A 21,806-nucleotide genomic window follows, 5' to 3' on the forward strand; every position below is an offset into this window, starting at 1 on the left:
TCATGAGCAGAATATTATTGGATGTAAAAAACCTTAAAACTTATTTCTATTCAGACAGAGGTGTTGTTAAGGCTGCTGATGATGTCAGCTTTTATGTAAATGAAGGGGAAACTTTAGGCATAGTAGGAGAATCAGGCTGTGGCAAGAGCATATCTTGTATGTCATTGGTCAGATTAGTTGAAACTCCCCCCGGAAAGTATGAAGGAGGAGAAATATTATTCAACGGAGAAGACATGTTGAAAGTCTCTGATGAAAGAATCAGAGAAATAAGAGGAAATGATATATCTTTCATATTCCAGGAACCCATGACTTCCTTAAACCCGATTTTTAAAATAGGAAGACAAATAAGCGAAACCATGATGCTTCACAGAGGCATGACCATGGATGAAGCTTACAAAGAAAGCATTAAAATGCTTGAGCTGGTAAAAATTCCAAACCCTGAGCGTGTAGTCGATGACTATCCATTTGCCCTGTCAGGAGGCATGCGTCAGAGGGCAATGATTGCAATGGCGCTTGCATGTGAACCAAGACTGCTTATAGCAGATGAACCTACTACAGCACTGGATGTAACTATCCAAGCCCAGGTGCTTGACCTTATGAACGAACTTAAACAAAAAATAAATGCCTCTATAATTTTTATCACTCACGACCTTGGAGTAATAGCAGAAATGAGTGACCGCGTAATGGTTATGTATGCCGGAAAGGTTGTGGAAGTAGCAACGGTAATTGACATATTCAAGGATCCCAAACATCCTTACACCATCGGTCTTATATGTTCCAAGCCGGATATGGCAACATCAAGCACAAGACTTCATGTCATTCCGGGAAATGTACCAGATCTCAGCAACTTGCCTGAAGGATGTCCTTTTCATCCAAGGTGCGAAAAAGCAATGGATATTTGCAAAAAATCTTTTCCAAAAGAAATTGTTCTTGAAGGAGAACACAGAATTGCGTGCTGGCTGTACACAAATGAAGATAAGGAGGAAGTGCTATGAGCTCTTACAGTGAAAATGCGGTCGATAGTTTAGTAACCGTAAAAAATCTAAGAAAGTATTTCCCCATAAAGACTGGAATCATTAAGCGTTCAACAGGCAGCGTCAAGGCAGTGGACAATGTTTCATTTCAAATAAAAAAGGGAAAAGTTCTGGGTATCGTAGGTGAATCAGGCTGCGGCAAATCTACACTTGGTAGGACTATGCTGAGACTTCTTGACCCCACAGATGGTACTGTTGAATATGACGGAAAGAACATATATAAAATGCATAAAAGCGAAATCAATCATATGCGCACAAAAATGCAGATTATTTTTCAGGATCCATACAGTTCATTGAATCCAAGGCTTCCCATTTATGAAATTGTAGGTGAAGCCATGCTGCAGCACAACATTGTTAAATCAAAAAAAGAAAATGAAAGAAAAAGCAATTGAAGTAATCATGAGGTGCGGATTGTTTCCAGAACAGGCAGACCGTTATCCTCACCAGTTTTCAGGTGGTCAGCGTCAGCGTATTTGCATAGCAAGAGCCTTGGCAGTTAATCCTGAATTTATAGTATGTGATGAAGCTGTTTCAGCTCTTGATGTGTCCATTCAGTCTCAAATAATAAATTTATTAAAAGATGCCCAGGAAGATTTCGGACTGACATACTTGTTCATTTCACATGACTTGTCAGTGGTAAAGTTTATCAGTGACGAAGTTGCGGTCATGTACCTTGGTCAGATAGTGGAAAAAGGAAGCAAAAAAGAGATATTTACAAATCCTCTTCATCCTTATACAGAAGCATTGCTGTCAGCGGCGCCATCATTCGATCCGTCTGTAAGACAAAATAAGAAGCGCATTATATTGGAAGGAGACATTCCTTCTCCGGCTAATCCGCCGTCAGGCTGCCGTTTTCACACCCGTTGTCCTTATGCTCATGAAATATGTAAGGAAAAGGCACCTGAATACATGGAAATAAACCATGGACATTTTTCAATGTGCCATAAAGTGAATGGAGTGTTTTAAATGTTATTCTTAAAATCAAGAGTTGAAGAAGATTTGGAAAAAATAAGACTTGCTAACTTGCCTCATGAAAATCTAAATGAAAAATCAAATGAACAGGAAGAATTAATGCTGGAAAAAAATGATATTCCAGCTATGATACTGGCCGTGTTATCACTGATACTTCCTTACTTTGCAGCATTTGTTGCAATAATAGCATGTGTTGTGTTTCTGCTTGGATATTTTTATTAGTAATGTAACGCTGTTATGGTATTCGCAGTCTCGTTCACAAATATATTAGCTCCCTACGGTCGCATATATTTGGAACTCGCTGCGGTTGACCTACCATCAATTTTATTCACCCTACGGTCGATAAAAATTAAAACCGGGAATTGCTTCCCGGTTTTATTTGTGCTCGTTATATTCTAGTAACGTTAGCTGCTTGGTCGCCTCTGTTTCCTTGAGTAACGTCAAAGCTTACTTTTTGACCTTCTTCAAGAGTCTTGAATCCGTCTCCCTGGATAGCTGAGAAATGTACGAATACGTCATTTCCATCTTCCTTTGTGATAAATCCAAATCCTTTTTCTGAGTTAAACCATTTAACTGTACCCTTAGCCATGAGTACCTCCCTAAATAATATTATTTATATTCCATTGTATAAAAAAATTCACACATTTTTACATATTATATACAGTGACACATATAATATCTAAAAACATGTGAAATCTATAAATACATCTGTAATACTCTTAAAGAATACCATAGAAATTGAGATTTGTCAACATTATTTTAAGCAACAGGCACAAATTTTTCACGCCATAAAACACTATATTCCGACATGAGACCCTTTTCTGCAAACATTTCCGCAAGTGTCTATAAATTTGCATAATTGAATAATAATAACATTTGTTGACAGACTGCAAAATATGTTCATTAATCAAAGAACTTTAAAAATTAAAAGGCGCCATAGGCGCCTTATTTTTATTGTTAATGTTCTTCCCAGTCCGTTTCATATTTGCAGAATTCATCAGCCATCATTTCATCTGTATAATCAAGAATTATGTGCTTTACAATGCTTTCCATTGTACCCATTTCTTCATCATCCTCAAGATGCGATTCCATGAGAATGTCTTTAAATATACTGTATGCTCGGTTGTATGATATATTCATTTTTGTCAATTCGTTAAGCATTTCAGGACTTATGGAATTTTTGAAATCCTCAAAACTCATTTCCTGAGCACACTTTTTATTCATTAACTCACCCTCTGTCTGTTTTCTTTTCTTTCCAAATACTCATCGTAGGTCATGGCCATATCAACCATTCCCTGTTCATTAAGTTCAATTATGCGGTTTGCAACAGTCTGAATAAACTGGTGGTCGTGTGAAGAAAACAACACAATTTCTTTAAAATCCATCAAGCCGTTGTTAAGGGCTGTGATTGACTCAAGATCCAAGTGGTTTGTAGGCTGGTCAAGGACAAGTACGTTTGAACCTGACAGCATCATTCTTGAAAGCATGCATCGCACTCTTTCTCCTCCTGACAATACATTGGCAGGTTTTAAAGCATCATCACCTGAAAACAGCATTCTGCCCAGGAATCCTCTCAAAAAGCTTTCAGACTGATCTTCAGAATATTGTCTCATCCAGTCAACAAGGTTTAAATTTACTCCATCGAAAAATTCGGAGTTGTCCTTAGGGAAGTATGATTTTGTGATTGTCTGTCCCCACTTGATTGTTCCAGTATCCGGCTCCATTTCTCCTACAAGTATTTTGAACAATGTGCTTTGTGCAAGTTCATTTTCGCCCACAAAAGCTATTTTATCGTCTCTGTTCACTCTGAATGAAATGTTCTTCAGTACATCAACACCGTCAAATGATTTTGACAATCCTTCAACAGTAAGTATTTCATTTCCAACTTCTCTGTCCGGAGTAAACTTAACAAATGGATATCTCCTTGAAGAAGAAGGCATTTCTTCTATTTCTAATTTATCAAGAAGCTTTCTTCTTGATGTTGCTTGTTTTGATTTTGACTTGTTTGCAGAGAACCTCTGGATAAAGTTCTGTAAGTCTTTTATTTTATCTTCTCTTTTTCTGTTCTGGTCTCTCATGAGCTGCTGCATAAGCTGGCTTGATTCATACCAGAAATCGTAGTTTCCTACATACATGCTGATTTTCTTGTAATCAATATCCACAATGTGAGTGCACACTGTATTTAAAAAGTGTCTGTCGTGGGATACAACAATTACAAGACCTTCAAAGTCCAGAAGAAAATCTTCCAGCCAGTTGATAGATTCAATGTCTAAGTTGTTTGTAGGCTCATCAAGCAAAATGATTCCAGGTCTTCCGAATAATGCCTGTGCAAGCATTACTTTGACCTTGTCACCACCGTTTAAATCTCTCATATACGAATAATGAAGATCTGAACCTACTCCAAGGCCTTGAAGAATCTGAGCAATTTCTGTTTCTGCATCCCAGCCGTTCATTTCTGCAAATTCACCTTCAAGTTCCGAAGCTCTAACTCCGTCTTCATCTGTGAAGTCTTCTTTTGCATATAATGCATCTTTTTCCTTCATAACATCATATAATCTCTTGTTTCCCATCATAACTGTTTCCATTACAGAAAATTCATCATACATGAAGTGGTCCTGTTTCAGCACGGACATTCTTACATTGTTTGGAATTGACAGTTCTCCTGATGTGTAGTCAATTTCTCCTGACAATATTTTCAGGAAAGTTGATTTTCCTGCTCCATTGGCTCCTATTACGCCATAGCAGTTTCCCGGCACAAATTTTAAATTTACGTCGTTGAAAAGTTTGCTTCCCCCAAATTGAAGGCTTAAGTTTGTTACTGTTATCATTTAATCATCCTTATATATAATATTTTAAATTTTCTTTTTTAACCTAAAAAGAATATCATATTCAATCTAATAATGCAAGCTAAAAAGGAGCCTTAGAATTATTATTCTTCACGGCTCCCATTATTTTAGTTTTTCTTGTTTAGGAAATTTGGAATTGTGAAATCAAATGGATTGCTTTCCTTGCCAGGTTTTTCTTCTTTGATGGCTTTAGCGCCTTCAGATTTTGCTGTCTTAGTGTCTGCAGCGTTGTTTTCACCGAAACCTGTGGCAATAACAGTGATTTTAATAGTATCTCCAACTGATTCGTCAATATTTGCTCCAAATATGATATTTGCTTCCGGGTCCGCAGCTTCTTCTATGAGTTTGGCTGCTTCATTCACTTCATGAATTCCCATGCTTGTGCCGCCTGTAATATTTAAGAGAACACCTCTTGCTCCGTTTATGCTTGTTTCAAGCAGAGGGCTTTGGATAGCCTGCTTAACAGCATTGAGAGCTCTGTTTTCTCCCGTTGCCTGACCGATTCCCATGTGTGCAAGGCCCTGACCTGACATTATTGTTTCAACATCGGCAAAGTCAAGGTTCATGATTGCAGGAATTGCAATAAGATCAGAAATGCCTTGTATACCTTGTCTTAAAACATCGTCTGCCAATGTAAATGCTTCAAGCATTGTAGTTTTCTTGTCTGATATTTCCAGAAGTTTATCGTTTGGTATAACCACAAGGGTATCAATATTTTCTTTTAATTTTCTAAGACCTGTTTCGGCATTTTTCATTCTGTTCTTGCCTTCGAACATGAAAGGTTTTGTAACAACGGCAACTGTAAGTATTCCTTGTTCTTTTGCAACACCTGCAATGTACGGAGCCGCTCCTGTTCCGGTGCCGCCGCCCATTCCGGCAGTAATGAACACCATATCTGCTCCTTCAACAAGTTCCGCTATGTCAGCTTTATTTTCTTCAGCTGCCTTTTCACCTATTTCAGGTTTTGAACCCGCACCAAGACCGTTTGTTAATTTTTCGCCTATCTGAAATTTGATTTCAGCTTTAGATGAATATAATGCCTGCTTGTCCGTATTAACACTTATAAATGTAACACCTCTTACGCCAGCTTCAATCATTCTATTTACTGCATTATTGCCGCCGCCTCCGACGCCGATTACTTTAATATTTGCCAGTCTTTCTGATGGTTCTTCAAATTGAAACATATATTGACCTCCTAAACGAGAGAAAATTTTTCTTATTCATTATAAAAAATATTATATCACATAATTATAAATTTTCATACACATTTTTAATTAGTTTACTTGTTTTTATTATATTTTTCAAGCCAAAAATCTATCATAATTCTTAACTTTTTATAAATATTATTTCCAAATGCAAATACTGCTGCAAGGTACACAGGAAGCCCTAACTGCTCACCCACATATGCTAATAACAATCCAAATACCACGTCACTTGCTAAAAACGCACCGCTTTTTACAGGAGTTAATTCTCCATTTAAATTTTCTGACAACATATTCATAATTGTGTTTAATATTGCCAACACAGCAATAGCTATATATACTGAGTATTCAGGACTGTATATTAAATTTAAATTTAATCCTGCAACTACTCCAAGCACCAGGCCTGCAACTACGTAAATCATTATTTCAACCCCTTATTCTGCGCTCTGCGCAAATTTATTCTCGGAATTTATTCCGTAAAACTTTGGTATTTTTAGGTTGTAGCTCATAATGGCCGCAACTTCCATTCCGTATTTGTTTTTAAGGTCATATGCATATGTTCCTTCTTCAGTTACAACGTTGTACAATTTTTCCTGGTCCCCCACGGCTCTTATTACGAAAGGAGCAGGCACTGCTTCTCCGTTTATTTTAAGTACCGGTCCAGCACATACCACCTCTGAAATGTTTACTATTCTTTTACCATTAACATCTATTGCTTCTGCTCCTGCACTTTTCAAATCATTGAGAAGCACTGTTATATCTACGTCATGTACTATTTTATCCATAATATCAAGGTTCTCGTCATCACTCAAACTGTCTGAAACCCTGAGCATTATTCCCGGACCTCTTACATCAGTAAAACCATTGTAAAATTTCAATTCTTCAATCTGATGATTCATTTCTATCATAGCCTCAAGAAAATTGTCGTTATCTAAATCCTTTGCCTGACTTTTTTCGTATAAAACTTCATCCTGGAGGTTTTTAACAACTTCGCGCATATCTTTTACATTTTTTTCATAATTATTTAAGTTTTTAAGTGCATAAATTGTATTTTCATCAACACCTGCATCTGCTCCGTTTACAATTGCAGCAGACACAGTAAAAACCAAAATAAAAATGATTATGTTCATTGTCTTTAGTTTTATGTGAATCTCCCCCGATCTTATTCTTCCTCTATGGTAATTGGAACAGCATACTTGAATTCTTTTTCTCCATCGTACTTGTTGATGAATATTTCGGAAGAATTTTCTGTTTCGATTGTATATCCTATCTGGCTCAGCTGAGACACTATTCCTCCCACAAAATTAAGTGATGCATCTATTGTTCTGGAATTGCCTATTGCCTTTATTTCCAGCGGAAGCACCAATGCAACACCGTTAACATTGATGTGATCCAATACAGGCACTATTTCAGTATAGTTTGTGTATCTCTGTCCGTTAATGGATATCGCCTCAACACCTGCATTGTTTAAATAACTGATGAGCGCCAGAATATACTGGTGGCTTGAAGCCAGGCTCACATAAGAATTAGGTTCGGAATCAATGGTGATTATTGTTCCAGGTCCTTTAACTTCATAATAACCGGATAATATTTGCTGATTTGCAAGTTCTTCCTTTAATCTCTCAAGTTCCGCCTCTTTTGCATCATAAATCTCTTCATTTTCCTTTGCTGTTTGTTTTAAGGCATCAAGCTCTTCTCTCAATTCATTTTTCTGAAGAGTCAGCTCTGCCAGCTCATTGTCAAGCTGGCTTGCAATGTTCTGAGGATCTTCATTCCCAAGAACATTGTTTGTTGTTCTTATTTGCGTCATGCAAACAACCCCTAGAACCAAACTTATAGCAAACAGCATTACCTTTTGCCACAACTTACTCATTGTAATCCTCCATTTTATAGTCCTCTATGTACACAGGACTGTCCCCCTTTGTAAAATCTATTAACCCTGAAGCAACTGTCAAGTTATTATTGAGTCTTTCGTTTATTATTTTCATGGCAAACACAATCTGATATTTTATGTCCTCACCCAGCTTTATTCTAATCACAGTGCCATATTCCGTGTTTATCATAACGCTGTTGTCCTTGCAGGCTGTTATGCCCTTTATTGTTTCGCTGCCGAATTCACCTTTCAGGTATTCTATAGTGTCAAAAATGTTGTTAATATTGTCAATGCCCGCAAATTCTGCTGTGTTTCCTATATTGTATAATACATCAGTCAAACTTTCAATAGTCAAAAGGTCGTTTTTTTCTGCTGATGTGCGAAGGGCTATGCCACTCTTGTCAGTAACAATATATTCATTGTTATAATGTATCTGATAATTCTCTACCCTTTCTTTTATTTCAATATATATTTTGTTGGGCAGCTCGTAAACTACACGGGCGCTTTCCACGTAAATTTCTTTTTCAAGATTTTCCTTTACTTTTGCTCTATCTACTGAAAATAATCTTTCTCCCTCATCAACATGTGATTGTTCTATGATGTAATCTTTTTTGTACAATACGTTTCCTGCAACATCGACCTGCGTAATTTCAAAATAAGGTGTTTTAAAATATACGTAATAAAGGCAAAAAACAACAACTACAGCAGCCGTAATAAAAGCTGCTGTACTTACGAATAGCTTTCTGAATTTTTTCTTCTTTTTCTTTTTCTTTTGTTTGTTGTTTCTTTTTTCAGCCTATTTTTTTACCTGGTATCTTTAGTATGAGTTTTTTTATGTGAATTTAATTTTATGTTTCTGTTATTACGGCTCCTATATTTTGCAGTTTTTGCACAAATTTTTCATAGCCTCTGTTTATATGGTAGATGTTGTTTATTTTTGAAGTTCCTTCAGCTCCTAATGCTGCTATTACAAGAGCAGCCCCTCCCCGAAGATCTTTTGCCTCAACCTCGGCACTATAAAGCTTGTGGACTCCCTCAACAACTGCCACTCTTCCGATTGTTGTGATGTTTGCTCCCATTTTCTGAAGCTCAGGTACGTGTTTGTAACGTGAATCAAATACCGTTTCTTCTATAATTGAAATGCCGTCGGCTGTTGCCATGCTGGCCATAAACTGCGCCTGCATATCTGTTGGAAATCCCGGATACGGCTGAGTTGTAACTTTCTCTACTGCTTTTATTCTTCCTTTGTTTGAAATTACAATTGTTCCATGAGTTTCCCTTATTTCACATCCGGCATCTTCATATATTGAAGTAATTGACTTGAAATGAGATTTTTCTATATTTCTTATGTAAATTTTGCTCTTCATCGATGATGCTGCACTCAAATAAGTTCCTGCCTCAATACGGTCGGAAATAATCTTATATTCTACAGTGTCTGTATTTTCCGGTTTTTTTCCTTCTATTATTATTGATCCTGTTCCTGCACCGCTCACACTGTATCCACATGTGTTCAAAAAGTTCTGCAAGTCAACTATTTCCGGTTCTTTCGCAGGGTTATATATCACTGTCTTTCCTGGTATTCCAACGGCAAACAACATAATATTTTCTGTTGCGCCCACACTTGGGTAGTCAAGCTGAATTTCACAACCTGATGGCTCTGTGACCTTGCCGACTAAAAGTCCACTTTTTTCAATGATCTCAACTCCAAGTTTTCTTAAACCCTTCAGATGCAAATCTATTGGACGAAGTCCTATTTCACATCCCCCGGGATATGCAATTTCAACATTTCCTGTCCTTTGAAGAACAGCTCCCATCAATATTATTGATGACCTTATTTTTCTTACAAGTTTTTCCGGTACCTGAGAAGTATTAAGTCCTCTTGTGTCAATGAGAGCAACACCGTTATCGTGTTGAACCGTGCATCCCATGTCTTGCAATATTTCCAGCATATCTTTTACATCTTCGATGTCTGGTATATTTTCAAGAAGATATTCTCTTCCGCTGATAACCGTACTAGCTAAAATAGGAAGAGCAGCATTTTTTGACCCGCCTATGTCAACTATTCCTTCTAAGCTGTTTCTTCCTTCAATTATAAAGCTTCCCATCTTTATCCCTCCGCAACAAGTAACATAATCGATTAACCGGAATAACATTCCGGAAACCTCAATATGACTATCAGTTCCTGAGAATGCAATGCAAGTTATATAAATATAACTTGCTTTGATTTTTGTACTGATTCAGATAATCATATAATATGTTATGCAATTTCATATTACTTGTTACTTTTGGTTTTTAAGTTGGTCAAATTCAACATAATATCATATATTTTCCCTTCAACGTCAGTGCTTCCCATTCTCTTTGAATTCAAGCTCATTGCCTTAAGAACATTTTTGTTCTTTATTATATCATCAATGGCATTACTAAGTTCACTTCCGTTTAAGTCCTTTTCAAGAATCACCTTTGCTGCCCCTTCCTTTTCAAGGGCACGGGCATTGTACTCCTGGTGGTTTTCTGCAGTATAAGTCTTGGGTATAAGTATGGAAGGCACTCCTATGGCTGTAATTTCAGCAATGGTTATAGCCCCGGCACTTCCTATGACTATGTCAGAAGCTGAAAGTGCAGATGCCGCATCATACATGTAGTCCCTGATTTCAATGTTGCTCTGTGGTTTTACTTTTTTGTTAAGCTCTCCCATAAACTTTTCATAGTGCTTCTTGCCTGTTATATGAAGAATTTTAATACTATTATTACCGTTGTATTTTTCTATTGTTTCTATTATTGCTTCATTTAAACTTATTTGTCCCCCGCTGCCTCCAAAGGAATATATAAATATATCGTCACTATTTAATTTAAAGTTAGCCCTGGATTTTCTCCTGTCTGCTGTAAGTATATCTTTTCTCACAGGATTTCCCACAAGCACCAGCTTGTTTGCAGACTCCTTGGGGAAATAATTTTCAGCATCCTTGAAACTTATTATGATTACATCAACAACCTTTGAAAGCAGTTTGTTTGTGATTCCGGGAAAAACATTCTGCTCATGTATCATAGTTGGTATTTTTTTAAGGCTTGCTGCAAGAACTACCGGTCCGCACACATACCCTCCGGTTCCAACAACTATGTCAGGTTTAAAATCCTTAATTATTTTTGAGGCCTCCATAACTCCCTTGATTGAGGCCAAAATTGTTTTTATGTTTTCAAAGCTTAGACTTCTTCTGAGATATTTTGCAGTAACATATTTGAATTCAAAGCCTTCTTTTGGAACGAGTTCGCTCTCCATTCCTTTTTTTGTACCTACATATAATATTTCATTGGATGGATCCGCAAGTCTCACCTTTTGAGCAATGGCCAAAGCAGGGTTTATGTGTCCCCCTGTTCCTCCGCCGGTTATAAGCACTCTCATTTATTAATCACTTTCCTTTTTTATTTTAGATCAATTTATTGTCATTGTATTTCCTAGGCAATGAATTATTGCCTGCTACTTCTTAACTTCTGTATGTATTTGAATATTTTGAAATATTTAATAATATTCCCATGGAACAAAGTAGAAACATCAGAGATGACCCCCCTGCACTTATAAAAGGCAGGGCTCTACCTGTGGGAGGCATTGATGAGGTTGCTACGGCAACATGTATCATGAACTGAACAAGTACCAGTGTTGTAAGTCCTAATGCCGTCTGGCTTCCGAAAAAATCTTCAGTGTTCATTGATATTCGTAACCCTCTCCAGGCAAAGACTACAAAACCAAGCATTATAAACACACACCCAATGAATCCTAACTCTTCACCAATTATTGAAAATATAAAATCGTTGTATGCTTCAGGGAGATAAAAAAACTTTTGTCTGCTTTTCCCAATTCCCATTCCGAACAGTCCTCCTGTTCCGAGGGCATATAGTGACTGTATTATCTGCCATCCCTGGTCCTGCTTATATTTAAACGGGTCAAAGAAGACTATTATTCTTGTAATTCTGTATGGCTGCATTGCAATCATAACAACAACACCTGCTACAGCAGCTCCCACAAGAAGGAACAGGTGGCTGAGCCTTGCTCCTGCGCAGAAAAACATAACCATGAGAGTTCCGCCTAGAATTATGGCTGTGCTCAGGTCATCCTGCATAGCAATCAGACCGCAGAAAACCCCTATGAAAACCATTGAAGGAATAAAACCTTTTGTAAAGGAACTCATATTTTTGCGGTTTCGATCAAAGTAGTCAGCCATGTATAAAACTCCGCCTATTTTAATTATTTCTGAAGGCTGAAATGTTATACCGCCTATATTTATCCACCTTTGTGCTCCGTTAGAAGCAATTCCCATAATCACCGTCAAAAGGGCAAATCCCACGCATGCAACAAGAATTACCTTATTGAATCTGGAATATATTTTATAAGGAATATTTGCAAAAAATATCATTCCGGTCATTCCTATTACAGCTGCTATAACCTGCTTTTTCAGAAAATAAAACGGATCTCCGTTAAACTTATAGTATCCGTCAGGATAGCTGGAACTATAAACCATCAAAAAACCAAAGAGAACCAATACTACAATAATAAAAACCAAAACCCAGTCTACAGTCTTTTTACCTGCTTTGTGTACTGCTTCCTCCATAATATTTAACCCTTTCCTTAAAGTCTCTTCCTCTCACCTCGTAGTTAGGGTACATTCCCCAGCTTGCGCATGCGGGAGAAAGAACAACATTGTCGCCTTCTTCGCTTAATTCGAAGCATTTCTTCACTGCCTCATCCATACTTTGAACTTTATAAATGTTTGTGAATCCATAACTGCGTGCACATTTTTCTATGTCATTGGCAGTCTGGCCAAGAAGCACCAAGGCCTTTACCTTGTTGTCAAATGATTGTATAAAATCATCATACTGTGATTTTTTGTCGTAGCCTCCTGCAATGAGCACAATTGGTTTTTCTATTCCTTGAACAGCCTTGATGGAAGCGTCGGGATTTGTTCCCTTTGAATCATTGTAAAACTTCACATTGTTATATTCACCGCAAAATTCAAGCCTGTGTTCAACGCCTTTGAATTCTTTTAATACTTTAGCTATTGTTTCAACATCAGTTCCAAGCGCTATGGCTGCTCCGGCTGCAGCCATTGCATTTTCCAGGTTATGTTTGCCAGGAATGAATATGTCCCTTGTGTTTATGATAACAAATGTATCATTTTCATTTTTATATACCATCTTTCCATCAAGGACAAAAATTCCTTTATCAAGTACTCTTTCAGAACTGAAAAATATTTTCTTTGCTCTTATGTTGTGGGAATAATCTCTTATAATTTCATCTTCATAATTTAATATTGCATAATCATTTTCATCTTGATTTATTACGTTCTTAAATTTAGCTTCAACATAATTTTCCATTGTGTGGTGATAATCCATGTGGTCAGGAGTTATGTTTGTAATGACGCTTATTTGAGGCTTGTAGTCATATGTTCCCGCAAGCTGAAAACTGCTTACTTCTGCAATTAGCACATCACCTTTTTTAGAATTCATGGCATCGTCAAAAATGCCAAAGCCTATGTTTCCTGTAAGCTTGCAGTTTCTGCCACTTTCCTTTACAATTTCACCTATGAGAGTTGTTGTGGTTGTCTTGCCGTTTGTTCCCGTAATTGATATGAATGAAGCTTCTGTAACCATGTAGGCAGCTTCAACGTCGCTTATTATTTTAATGCTTTTTTCTATTAACTTAACAACAATTGGCACCTCATACTTTATTCCGGGACTTTTTATTGCAAAATCCAGCTCATTCATAGGGATATTATCTATTTCGCTGCTTCCAAAGAAATACTCAGCATCAATTGAACTGAGCTCCTGAAGCTTTTCATATAATTTTTCCTTTGGTGATTCATCATATGCATATATAACTGCTCCCAGTTTATGAAGGGCTTTAATGCATGATATTCCCGAAACTCCAAGCCCGATAACAAGTATTTTTTTATTTTTCATTTTAACCTCTCTTTAGTCCACTATTATTTTATGTGACTATATAGAATAAATGCCTATAAATGCCAATATAACAGTTACAATCCAAAATACTCCCACTACTTTTGTTTCCTTCCAGCCGCACATTTCAAAGTGATGGTGCAGGGGAGCCATTTTGAAAATTCTTCTCTTTGTTCTCTTGTAATGTAACACCTGTATTATAACAGACAGAGCCTCTGCAAAATAAATGCCGCCTATGATTGGTATTAGTAAAACCATGTTTGAAAGAACTGCAACAGCAGAAACTGCTCCTCCAAGTGCCAAAGATCCCGTGTCTCCCATGAACACTTTTGCAGGATTTGCATTGTGCCTTAAAAATCCAAGACATGCTCCTGTGACTGCAGCGCTCACTATGGCAATTCCGCCATAAATTGCATTTATATCTCTCAGGCTGTTTGTTATAAGGCTGAATGTTGCCATAACAATCAAAGTTACTCCCGTGTTAAGTCCGTCAAGGCCGTCAGTTAAATTTACGGCATTTACAGTTCCCAAAATTACAAACACAACAAATGGAATATACAATACGCCAAGATCTATTACAGCATTGGCAAATGGTATTACAAGTTTCGTGCCGTCTGCGCTGTACTTTGACCCATACAGTGCCAGAAGTACAGCAAACACCACCTGGGCTAAAATTTTCTGATAGGCCCTTAGTCCCAGATTTCTCTTTAGTACCACTTTTATATAATCGTCTAAAAATCCAATAAATCCAAATCCAAATATGAAAAACATCACTGCCCATATTTCCTGAGTGTAGTAGCCGCTGGTAGCTATTGCAATGAGTGTTGCTAATAAAATTATTATTCCTCCCATGGTAGGAGTGCCTGACTTGCTGTAGTGAGACTTAGGGCCTTCCTCTCTGATGCTTTGTCCTACTTTCAGGCGCTTCAACACCGGTATTACAACCGGTCCAAGAAACAGTGCTATTAAAAATGATACAATTATTACTCTTATTATTTGTCCGCTGCCTTGCATGTTAAACTCCTTTGTGACTAATTCCTTAATCCTCGTTTTTTCTCTACATCTATTATTGCCATTTTCGCAATGTATCCTTCATCATATGGAACTTTTTCTGTGCCCATATCCTGGTAAGGCTCCGTTGATTTTCCCGCCAACAATATTACATCCTTAGATTTGGAATTGTCAATAGCATAATAAATTGCTTTGTCTCTCTCAACTATAATTTCGTATTTTCCGCCTGCTTTTTCAACACCTTTAGAAATTTCAACACATATGTCGTAAGGATCTTCAAAACGTGGATTGTCGGAAGTAAGTATGCTTAAGTCGCAATACTTTCCAGCAATTTCACCCATTGGTGCTCTTCTTGATAAATCCCTTTCTCCTCCTGCCCCAAACATCACAATTTTTCTGCCTTCTGCAAATTCAACTATTGTATCCATAACCTTCAAAAGTCCGTCGGGAGTGTGGGCAAAATCAAGTATTATTGTGCAGTCAAGCTGATTTTCAAGTATTTCAAACCTTCCCTTTACACCTTTTATTTCGGCCAGCGATAAAATTATGTCATCAATATCAACTCCCAGGCAATATGCTGCTCCAAGGGCTCCCAGTGAATTAAGAACACTGAACTTTCCAGGAGTGTTAACATGAACCTTCTTTTCAACTCCCAAAATATTCAAATCAAATGATGTACCCTTCATAGTAGTAACTAAATTTGAAGCCTTTATGTCAGCATCATTTTCTATTCCTGTTGAAAGTGCTTTTACTCCATCAGTCTTTAACTCTTTGTAAAGCCTTGCACCGTAAGGGTCATCAACATTTATTATGTTGTTTACCTTTGTTATATAAAACAATTTTTTCTTTGCTAGATAGTAATTTTCCATTGTTTTGTGAAAATCAAGGTGATCTCTTGTAAGGTTGGTGAAAATTCCCACATCAATGTTCACATTGTCAACTCTGTTCAGTTCAAGAGCATGTGAAGAAACTTCCATAAAACAGTGAGTAACATTTTTTTCAGCCATTCTGGACAGGTAATTTTGTATATCGGCCGCTTCAGGAGTTGTATTGTCAATTTTTATTTTATCTTCATCTATCAATACGCCCATTGTGCCTATTATTCCTGATTTATCTCCCAGATGGTCGTAAATTCCTTTTAATAGATATGTAGTGCTGGTCTTTCCGTTTGTTCCGGTTACGCCGGTTATATTTATTTTTTCTGACGGGCGGCCGTAAATTACGTGGGCAGCTGGCGCCATGGTTTCTCTCGGTGATTTGACAACAATAAAATTACTTTTATCTTTAACATCTTCTGGGATGTGATCACACATTATGGCAGAAGCACCGTTTTTTACAGCGCTTTCAATGAACTTGTGTCCGTCTGAGGTGTATCCTTTTATAGCAACAAAAATATCGCCTATTTTTGCTTTTCGAGAGTCATTTGTAATGCCGTCTATATTAATATTTTCATCTCCGACAAAACTTTCATATTCAATTTCTTCAAGCAAATTTTTAATTTTCATAATATTGCTCCCTTATTAAAGTGTATGTTATTATATGCAATTTTATCATATTTAAAATTCAAATACAATAAATACTGTATGTCCCATTACCATTTTTCAAAGTACCCTTGCTGAAAAATGTGGTAAAAAAATGTAGCAAATTTCTAAATCATTACTTATGAATTTGTAAAATTGATTTAACAAAAAGACGGAACGCAGAAGTTCCGTCAGACCATTGACAAACCGAGACGCTGTCATCCTGAACGATAGTGAAGAATCTCATCCTTATTGAAAATATGAGATTCTTACGTGTCGCCTTCAGAATGGCAACGTCAAATGTTACTTTGTCATCAACCTGACAAAACGCGAAGCGTTCCGTCTAGTTCAATATCAATGTGACCACAGAACCCTTCACAACCTTTTCGCCGGCTTTAGGGAATTGAGATTTAACAATTCTTTCAGCTTCGACTTCAATGGTGATATTGCTTTCCAAGCCCGCCTTGATTATTTTATCAGTTGCTTCTGCGATTGTAAGTCCCAAAAGATCCGGAACTTCTACAGTCTGAGCTTCAACCTTGCCAAGTTCTTCTTCAGTGTAAACAGGTTCTACATCATAATATTTCATTATATTTTCAAGCAAATCTGCAGCAGCAGGTCCGGCTACAATACTTCCATAGTATCCTATGTTTCTGTCCGGCTCATCAACCATTACAAGTGCAACAGCTTTAGGATTATCAACAGGTGCAACCCCTACAAATGAAGATATGAATTTTCCGTCTTCATAACGTCCATCTATAACCTTCTGAGCTGTTCCGGACTTTCCACCTATTCTGTAACCAGCCCTATAAGCTTGCTTTGTACCGGATTCAGCTACTTCTTTCATTATCTGAAGCATCATTTTTGATGTTTCATTAGAGATTACTTTTCTTCTTACAACAGTGTCAAAATTTTTAACAACATTTCCTTCTTCATCTATGAGCTGTTTCACTATCCTTGGCTCCATGAGATTTCCGCCGTTTGATATGGCTGAAACAGCACCCACAAGCTGTATGGGTGTTACTGCAACACCCTGGCCGAAAGCCTGCGTAACAACGTCCACATCCTTCATGTTTATGGGCTCTTTAATGAGACCAAGAGCCTCACCGTTAAGCATTATACCTGATTTTTCCTCAAAACCGAATGATTTTATATACTTGTAGAATAAATCCTTGCCAATGTCAAGACCCATTTGAGCCAATGCATCATTGCAGGAGTTTTGAATTGCTTCGGACAATGTCTGCTGTCCATGGGGCCTGTAATATCTCCAACATTTAATGTTCTCCCCCGGTATCTGTCTTACAAATCCATCGCAGAAATATGTTGATTCAAGTGAAGCTGTATTTTCCTCAAGGGAAATCGCAGTTGTTATAAGCTTGAAAGTAGATCCCGGCTCATAAATATCATTTACTGCAGGATTTCTCCACATATTGAACCATGCTTTTTGAAGCTCTTCATCAGATAAAGCTGCCCATTCTGCGCTTGTTTTCTCATCAACAGGTTCCTTTGGCTCGTTGGGGTCGTAATCGGGCTTTGAAGCCAATGCCAAAATATCTCCATTGTTTGGATCCATTACTACAATTGTAGCTCTTTTCGCATTGTAGTCTGCAAGAACTTTTTCAGCACTTGACTCAGCATAGTGCTGTATAACCTCATCTATTGTAAGAACAACTCCAAGACCGTCCTGAGATTCATAGTATTCATTGTAACCAAAAGGAAGCTCTCTTCCGTATGCATCGGTATTTACAACAGTACGTCCCGGAATACCCGTCAAGTAATTGTTGTATGTTGCTTCCACACCGTAAAGTCCGTCCTGGTCAACATTTGTAAATCCTATTACATAAGGTGCAAAATTTCCGTAAGGATATATTCTTTTGTTATCTTCAATTATGTTTATTCCGCTTAAACCTCTGTCCCTTATGGCTTGAGCCTGCTCATCCGTAATCCATTTCTTAAGCACCACGTATGAATAGTTGGAAGTTATTTTTTTAAGAACTTCCTCATAGTCCATCTGAAGAATTTCCGAAAGAATTGCAGCAGTTTCTTCAGGAGTGTTTGTATTGACCGGAATATTTTCTACTGCCGCTTTTTCAGAAAACATTGATTTGTTTAGTCTTTTGAGAAGCCCTGTAAAAAAGCTATCTGTGTTTTCCTCTGTTTCCTGGGATTCCTCGCCTTTTTCTTCAGGAGTCTGTACTCCCTTTTTCACATCAGCAGGAAAACAAGTTACAGTGTTTGAATTAACACTGACAGCCAGTTTTTTACCTTTGGCATCATAAATTGTTCCTCTTTTTGCACTTATGGTAATATCTCTGGACCAGTTTTCCATAGCCTGTTTCTTGTATTCTTCACCGTTTATGATCTGAATGAATCCAAGCCTTATGACCAAAGCAATTGTAACTAAAAAAAAGCAAAGCAAAAATACCAACATTCTTTTTTTATTTTGAAGGTTAGTATTGCTTTTTATACGTTTTTTCATATGGAAACCCCCTATCTAATGAAACTTACTACCTTGTCAAGCAATCCAACAAATAAATTTTCATCTTCTGCAAGTACTTCAGTTTCATCTTCGGTAGTTTCTGCATTTCCATATGCAAAGTCAACAAATACAGTTTGTTTTCTTGTAGGGTAATTCATTCCCAGATAAGCCTTTGCCATTTCTTCAATACTGTTAGTGTTTTTAATACTCTCCAGAGCAATATTGTATTGATCTATGTCGTCATTAAGGTCAACAATTTCTTTATTCAATGTATTGAGCTCCATTTGCTTATCTGTAATGACAGCATAATTATAAACTATTAAAATTCCGAGTATGAATGTTACAGCAAGCATGACTGTGTTTTTAAAGCTTTCTATAACATTATTATTCTTTTTTCTTTTTATTCTTCTTTTATTTGGAGAATATTGCTCAGTATCTTGTCCATAATCAAATTCAATTGCTTCTTTCCTCAAAGCCGACATAATTACACCCTCTCGCCTATTCTTAATTTTGCACTGTGTGCTCTGCGATTTTCGACCAATTCTTCTTCAGATGGCAGCACTGGTTTTCTTGTTATGATTTTTAATTTGCGCCTGTGATCGCACATACATTTTGGAAATTCAGGAGGACATATGCAGTCCTTGTTAAGATCATTAAATGCATTTTTTATTATCCTGTCTTCCAATGAATGAAATGTTATGACACAAATCCTTCCGCCCACGTTCAGGCAGTCAACAGCATCCTTCATTGTGTTTTCAAGTATCTCCAATTCTCTGTTCACTTCAATTCTTATGGCCTGAAATGTTCTTTTAGCAGGATGCGAACCTTCCTGCCTCACTTGCTTTGGAATAGCCTTCTTTACTATTGAAACAAGCTGTCCTGTTGTTTCAATGAACTCATGTTCTCTTTCCTGTACAATGAACTTGGCTATTCTTGCTGCCCACTTTTCTTCCCCGTATTCCCAGAGAATCCGTGACAGCTCGTGTTCTTCGTATCCATTTACAATGTGCCTTGCTGTGGTTGTCTGGTTTTTGTCCATCCTCATGTCAAGAGGCATATCGTAATTGTAGCTGAACCCTCTTTCAGGTATATCCAATTGAAATGACGAAACTCCCAAATCAAAAATAATTCCGTCAACTTTCTCTATATTTAAATCCTCTAAAACTTCTTTAATGTTGCTGAAGTTATTTTTAACAGGTATGAAATTCTTAAATTCCTTTAATTTATCTTTTGCTCTTTCGATGGCATAATCATCCTGGTCAATGCCGATTACTTTTCCATCAGCAGCTCTTTTTAGTATTTCCTGAGTATGCCCTCCCCCTCCTAAGGTAGCATCCACATAAATTCCATTTGTCTTAATGTTAAGCCCTTCAATCGATTCGTCCAACAATACTGACTTGTGTATATAATCCATGTGACTCCTCCTTTATAATCCTATCCCCAAATCTGACATCTTTTCTGCTATGCTGTCAAAATCAAATTCGTCATTGTTGGAGTAATCATTCCAACTTTCTTTGTTCCATATTTCGATTCTGTCTATAACCCCTATTATAGCAGCCTCGGTGTTTAATGCGCTGAATTCTCTCAGCTGTGGTGGTACCAGTATTCTTCCCTGTTTATCGAAAGAACATTCAGAAAATCCAGAAACAAACTGTCTTAAAAAAAATCTTTCCTGTTTATTGAATGTTGACAGGTTTCTAAGTTTACCGACGAATTCGTTCCATGTTTCAATAGGATAAACAAATAAACATTTATCCAATCCTTTACCAATATAAAACGTTTCGCCTAACTCATTTCTAAACTTGGAAGGTATTATTACTCTTCCCTTTTCATCAAATGAATGTATGTATTCACCAGTAAACATTTTCTACCACCTACTGGGCACATTATACCACATTGTGGGTATTATTTACCACAATTATTTTAAAAAACATAAAAAAATTTTTATTACTCCACAAGGCTGTGTAGAAATTTCTGAACTTGTCCTCTACAAAACATAAAAAAAGACGAGCAATTAACATTTTCAGTCAATCACCCGTCTTTTTATAACTAATAATTCTTAATTCTTCACTCTTAATTCTTAATTGAATTGTTTTTCCTTTTATTTAAATAAACCAGCAGAAGCACACCTAACAGTATTGAGCCCAGGCTTATGAGCTGTGCAACACGCATTCCTAAAAACATGAGGCTGTCTGTTCTCAGTCCTTCAACAAAGAATCTTCCTGCAGAATATAATATCAGGTAAAGTCCCAGAACCTGACCGTCTGTTGTTTTCTTGTTTTTTCTGAACCACATTAAAAACAGGAATATGCATAAATCTATGATTGACTCATACAAGAATGTGGGGTGTACCTTCTGGCCGTTTACAATAATACCCCAAGGCAAATCTGTAGGGCCTCCGTGAGCCTCCTGGTTTATGAAGTTTCCCCATCTTCCTATGGCCTGACCTAAAGCAACGCTTGGCATAACTATGTCAAGGAGCTCCAGTACTTTTATTTTTCTTTTTTTGCAGAACAACACCCCCACAATCACGCCAGCTATGAGCGCTCCATGAATGGCAAGTCCGCCGTTTCTTATGTTGATTATCTGATCAGGATTTTTGCTGTAAAAATCCCATGAAAATATTACATAATATGCTCTGGCACCAATTATAGCTGCAGGAATGGCATACAATAAAAAGTCCAGAAGGTTATCTTCCTTAAATCCAATTCTTTTGCATTCTCTTAAAGCAAAAACAACTCCTAAAAGTACTCCTGTAGATATGAGCACCCCGTACCACATTATATCAACGCCAAAAATCGTAAACGCTACCGGATTCATATTGCCTCCTTATCTTTCTTTAGTATTTCCAAATTCAACATTAACCATTATATAATTATATTCATCATTAGTCAACAAAAGATGAGATCCTTCACGCGAT

Annotated in this window: 21 protein-coding genes and 1 pseudogene; 3 read left to right on the forward strand and 19 right to left on the reverse strand. The window is 37.2% G+C overall.

Annotation, left to right across the window (positions count from 1 at the left end; all coding sequences use genetic code 11):
• Positions 1 to 2: 2 nt before the first annotated feature.
• The 3 genes and pseudogenes from BN358_RS15650 to BN358_RS15660 all read left to right on the forward strand — a co-directional run bounded on the left by BN358_RS15650 (position 3) and on the right by BN358_RS15660 (position 2,228).
• The gene (locus tag BN358_RS15650) at positions 3 to 995 is read left to right on the forward strand and encodes an ABC transporter ATP-binding protein (RefSeq protein WP_019229484.1); all 993 of its coding nucleotides are present in this window, start codon (positions 3 to 5) and stop codon (positions 993 to 995) included.
• Positions 992 to 2,000: pseudogene (locus BN358_RS15655) on the forward strand (ABC transporter ATP-binding protein). The gene BN358_RS15650 and the pseudogene BN358_RS15655 overlap by 4 nt, the downstream one beginning before the upstream one ends.
• Positions 2,001 to 2,228 carry a hypothetical protein gene (locus BN358_RS15660; protein ID WP_019229487.1) on the forward strand — a complete coding sequence of 76 codons (228 nt, stop codon included), beginning with the start codon at positions 2,001 to 2,003 and terminating at the stop codon, positions 2,226 to 2,228.
• A 166-nt stretch (positions 2,229 to 2,394) separates the two neighbouring features.
• Here BN358_RS15660 and BN358_RS15665 read toward each other — a convergent pair whose 3' ends face one another.
• From BN358_RS15665 to lgt, 19 genes are all read right to left on the reverse strand, one after another.
• Positions 2,395 to 2,595, reverse strand: a complete 201-nt coding sequence (locus BN358_RS15665; RefSeq protein WP_019229488.1) for a cold-shock protein — start codon at positions 2,593 to 2,595, stop codon at positions 2,395 to 2,397.
• 368 nt (positions 2,596 to 2,963) lie between these two features.
• Positions 2,964 to 3,230, reverse strand: a complete 267-nt coding sequence (locus BN358_RS15670; RefSeq protein ID WP_019229489.1) for a hypothetical protein — start codon at positions 3,228 to 3,230, stop codon at positions 2,964 to 2,966.
• Positions 3,230 to 4,834, reverse strand: a complete 1,605-nt coding sequence (locus tag BN358_RS15675) for an ABC-F family ATP-binding cassette domain-containing protein (RefSeq protein ID WP_019229490.1) — start codon at positions 4,832 to 4,834, stop codon at positions 3,230 to 3,232. Before BN358_RS15675 ends, BN358_RS15670 begins: the two co-directional genes overlap by 1 nt.
• Positions 4,835 to 4,959: 125 nt before the next feature.
• Positions 4,960 to 6,036: a cell division protein FtsZ gene (gene ftsZ, locus BN358_RS15680; protein WP_019229491.1), complete on the reverse strand. Its 1,077-nt coding sequence runs from the start codon at positions 6,034 to 6,036 to the stop codon at positions 4,960 to 4,962.
• A 95-nt stretch (positions 6,037 to 6,131) separates the two neighbouring features.
• Entirely contained in the window at positions 6,132 to 6,476 is a 345-nt protein-coding gene (locus BN358_RS15685) for a DUF1290 domain-containing protein (RefSeq protein WP_019229492.1), read from the reverse strand.
• Positions 6,477 to 6,488: 12 nt separating this feature from the next.
• Complete coding sequence (locus tag BN358_RS15690; RefSeq protein WP_019229493.1) at positions 6,489 to 7,184, reverse strand: DUF881 domain-containing protein; 696 nt, start codon at positions 7,182 to 7,184, stop codon at positions 6,489 to 6,491.
• Between the two features lie 32 nt (positions 7,185 to 7,216).
• On the reverse strand, positions 7,217 to 7,927 hold the full coding sequence (locus BN358_RS22505) for a DUF881 domain-containing protein (RefSeq protein ID WP_019229494.1): 711 nt from the start codon (positions 7,925 to 7,927) through the stop codon (positions 7,217 to 7,219).
• Complete coding sequence (locus BN358_RS15700; RefSeq protein ID WP_083851623.1) at positions 7,920 to 8,642, reverse strand: FtsQ-type POTRA domain-containing protein; 723 nt, start codon at positions 8,640 to 8,642, stop codon at positions 7,920 to 7,922. The genes BN358_RS22505 and BN358_RS15700 overlap by 8 nt, the downstream gene beginning before the upstream one ends.
• A 133-nt stretch (positions 8,643 to 8,775) precedes the next feature.
• The gene (murA, locus tag BN358_RS15705) at positions 8,776 to 10,032 is read right to left on the reverse strand and encodes a UDP-N-acetylglucosamine 1-carboxyvinyltransferase (protein WP_019229496.1); all 1,257 of its coding nucleotides are present in this window, start codon (positions 10,030 to 10,032) and stop codon (positions 8,776 to 8,778) included.
• A 167-nt stretch (positions 10,033 to 10,199) separates the two neighbouring features.
• Positions 10,200 to 11,327, reverse strand: a complete 1,128-nt coding sequence (gene murG, locus BN358_RS15710; RefSeq protein ID WP_019229497.1) for an undecaprenyldiphospho-muramoylpentapeptide beta-N-acetylglucosaminyltransferase — start codon at positions 11,325 to 11,327, stop codon at positions 10,200 to 10,202.
• Between the two features lie 82 nt (positions 11,328 to 11,409).
• On the reverse strand, positions 11,410 to 12,531 hold the full coding sequence (gene ftsW / locus BN358_RS15715; RefSeq protein ID WP_019229498.1) for a putative lipid II flippase FtsW: 1,122 nt from the start codon (positions 12,529 to 12,531) through the stop codon (positions 11,410 to 11,412).
• Positions 12,503 to 13,879, reverse strand: a complete 1,377-nt coding sequence (murD, locus tag BN358_RS15720; RefSeq protein ID WP_019229499.1) for a UDP-N-acetylmuramoyl-L-alanine--D-glutamate ligase — start codon at positions 13,877 to 13,879, stop codon at positions 12,503 to 12,505. Before murD ends, ftsW begins: the two co-directional genes overlap by 29 nt.
• Before the next feature lie 36 nt (positions 13,880 to 13,915).
• A complete protein-coding gene (gene mraY, locus BN358_RS15725; RefSeq protein WP_019229500.1) occupies positions 13,916 to 14,890 on the reverse strand; it encodes a phospho-N-acetylmuramoyl-pentapeptide-transferase in 975 nt (324 codons plus the stop codon).
• Positions 14,891 to 14,907: 17 nt separating this feature from the next.
• Positions 14,908 to 16,392: a UDP-N-acetylmuramoyl-L-alanyl-D-glutamate--2,6-diaminopimelate ligase gene (locus BN358_RS15730; RefSeq protein WP_019229501.1), complete on the reverse strand. Its 1,485-nt coding sequence runs from the start codon at positions 16,390 to 16,392 to the stop codon at positions 14,908 to 14,910.
• 358 nt (positions 16,393 to 16,750) lie between these two features.
• Complete coding sequence (locus BN358_RS15735) at positions 16,751 to 18,886, reverse strand: penicillin-binding transpeptidase domain-containing protein (RefSeq protein ID WP_019229502.1); 2,136 nt, start codon at positions 18,884 to 18,886, stop codon at positions 16,751 to 16,753.
• Positions 18,887 to 18,897: 11 nt separating this feature from the next.
• The gene (locus BN358_RS15740; RefSeq protein WP_019229503.1) at positions 18,898 to 19,368 is read right to left on the reverse strand and encodes a cell division protein FtsL; all 471 of its coding nucleotides are present in this window, start codon (positions 19,366 to 19,368) and stop codon (positions 18,898 to 18,900) included.
• 2 nt (positions 19,369 to 19,370) lie between these two features.
• A complete protein-coding gene (rsmH, locus tag BN358_RS15745; RefSeq protein ID WP_019229504.1) occupies positions 19,371 to 20,300 on the reverse strand; it encodes a 16S rRNA (cytosine(1402)-N(4))-methyltransferase RsmH in 930 nt (309 codons plus the stop codon).
• A gap of 12 nt (positions 20,301 to 20,312) precedes the next feature.
• Complete coding sequence (mraZ, locus tag BN358_RS15750) at positions 20,313 to 20,750, reverse strand: division/cell wall cluster transcriptional repressor MraZ (RefSeq protein ID WP_019229505.1); 438 nt, start codon at positions 20,748 to 20,750, stop codon at positions 20,313 to 20,315.
• 209 nt (positions 20,751 to 20,959) lie between these two features.
• Positions 20,960 to 21,706 (reverse strand): prolipoprotein diacylglyceryl transferase, encoded by a 747-nt coding sequence (lgt, locus tag BN358_RS15755; RefSeq protein ID WP_019229506.1) that lies wholly within the window; start codon positions 21,704 to 21,706, stop codon positions 20,960 to 20,962.
• Positions 21,707 to 21,806: the final 100 nt, after the last annotated feature.

Source organism: Sedimentibacter sp. B4, assembly GCF_000309315.1.
GTDB classification, from domain to species: Bacteria; Bacillota; Clostridia; order Tissierellales; family Sedimentibacteraceae; genus Sedimentibacter; species Sedimentibacter saalensis.

What these genes read in the sequence shown, in the direction of transcription:
- BN358_RS15650 (WP_019229484.1), top strand. Translation starts at nt 3, where the DNA reads ATGAGCAGAATATTATTGGATGTAAAAAACCTTAAAACTTATTTCTAT.
- BN358_RS15660 (WP_019229487.1), top strand. Translation starts at nt 2,001, where the DNA reads ATGTTATTCTTAAAATCAAGAGTTGAAGAAGATTTGGAAAAAATAAGA.
- BN358_RS15665 (WP_019229488.1), bottom strand. Translation starts at nt 2,595, where the DNA reads ATGGCTAAGGGTACAGTTAAATGGTTTAACTCAGAAAAAGGATTTGGA.
- BN358_RS15670 (WP_019229489.1), bottom strand. Translation starts at nt 3,230, where the DNA reads ATGAATAAAAAGTGTGCTCAGGAAATGAGTTTTGAGGATTTCAAAAAT.
- BN358_RS15675 (WP_019229490.1), bottom strand. Translation starts at nt 4,834, where the DNA reads ATGATAACAGTAACAAACTTAAGCCTTCAATTTGGGGGAAGCAAACTT.
- ftsZ (WP_019229491.1), bottom strand. Translation starts at nt 6,036, where the DNA reads ATGTTTCAATTTGAAGAACCATCAGAAAGACTGGCAAATATTAAAGTA.
- BN358_RS15685 (WP_019229492.1), bottom strand. Translation starts at nt 6,476, where the DNA reads ATGATTTACGTAGTTGCAGGCCTGGTGCTTGGAGTAGTTGCAGGATTA.
- BN358_RS15690 (WP_019229493.1), bottom strand. Translation starts at nt 7,184, where the DNA reads ATGAACATAATCATTTTTATTTTGGTTTTTACTGTGTCTGCTGCAATT.
- BN358_RS22505 (WP_019229494.1), bottom strand. Translation starts at nt 7,927, where the DNA reads ATGAGTAAGTTGTGGCAAAAGGTAATGCTGTTTGCTATAAGTTTGGTT.
- murA (WP_019229496.1), bottom strand. Translation starts at nt 10,032, where the DNA reads ATGGGAAGCTTTATAATTGAAGGAAGAAACAGCTTAGAAGGAATAGTT.
- murG (WP_019229497.1), bottom strand. Translation starts at nt 11,327, where the DNA reads ATGAGAGTGCTTATAACCGGCGGAGGAACAGGGGGACACATAAACCCT.
- ftsW (WP_019229498.1), bottom strand. Translation starts at nt 12,531, where the DNA reads ATGGAGGAAGCAGTACACAAAGCAGGTAAAAAGACTGTAGACTGGGTT.
- murD (WP_019229499.1), bottom strand. Translation starts at nt 13,879, where the DNA reads ATGAAAAATAAAAAAATACTTGTTATCGGGCTTGGAGTTTCGGGAATA.
- mraY (WP_019229500.1), bottom strand. Translation starts at nt 14,890, where the DNA reads ATGCAAGGCAGCGGACAAATAATAAGAGTAATAATTGTATCATTTTTA.
- BN358_RS15730 (WP_019229501.1), bottom strand. Translation starts at nt 16,392, where the DNA reads ATGAAAATTAAAAATTTGCTTGAAGAAATTGAATATGAAAGTTTTGTC.
- BN358_RS15735 (WP_019229502.1), bottom strand. Translation starts at nt 18,886, where the DNA reads ATGAAAAAACGTATAAAAAGCAATACTAACCTTCAAAATAAAAAAAGA.
- BN358_RS15740 (WP_019229503.1), bottom strand. Translation starts at nt 19,368, where the DNA reads ATGTCGGCTTTGAGGAAAGAAGCAATTGAATTTGATTATGGACAAGAT.
- rsmH (WP_019229504.1), bottom strand. Translation starts at nt 20,300, where the DNA reads ATGGATTATATACACAAGTCAGTATTGTTGGACGAATCGATTGAAGGG.
- mraZ (WP_019229505.1), bottom strand. Translation starts at nt 20,750, where the DNA reads ATGTTTACTGGTGAATACATACATTCATTTGATGAAAAGGGAAGAGTA.
- lgt (WP_019229506.1), bottom strand. Translation starts at nt 21,706, where the DNA reads ATGAATCCGGTAGCGTTTACGATTTTTGGCGTTGATATAATGTGGTAC.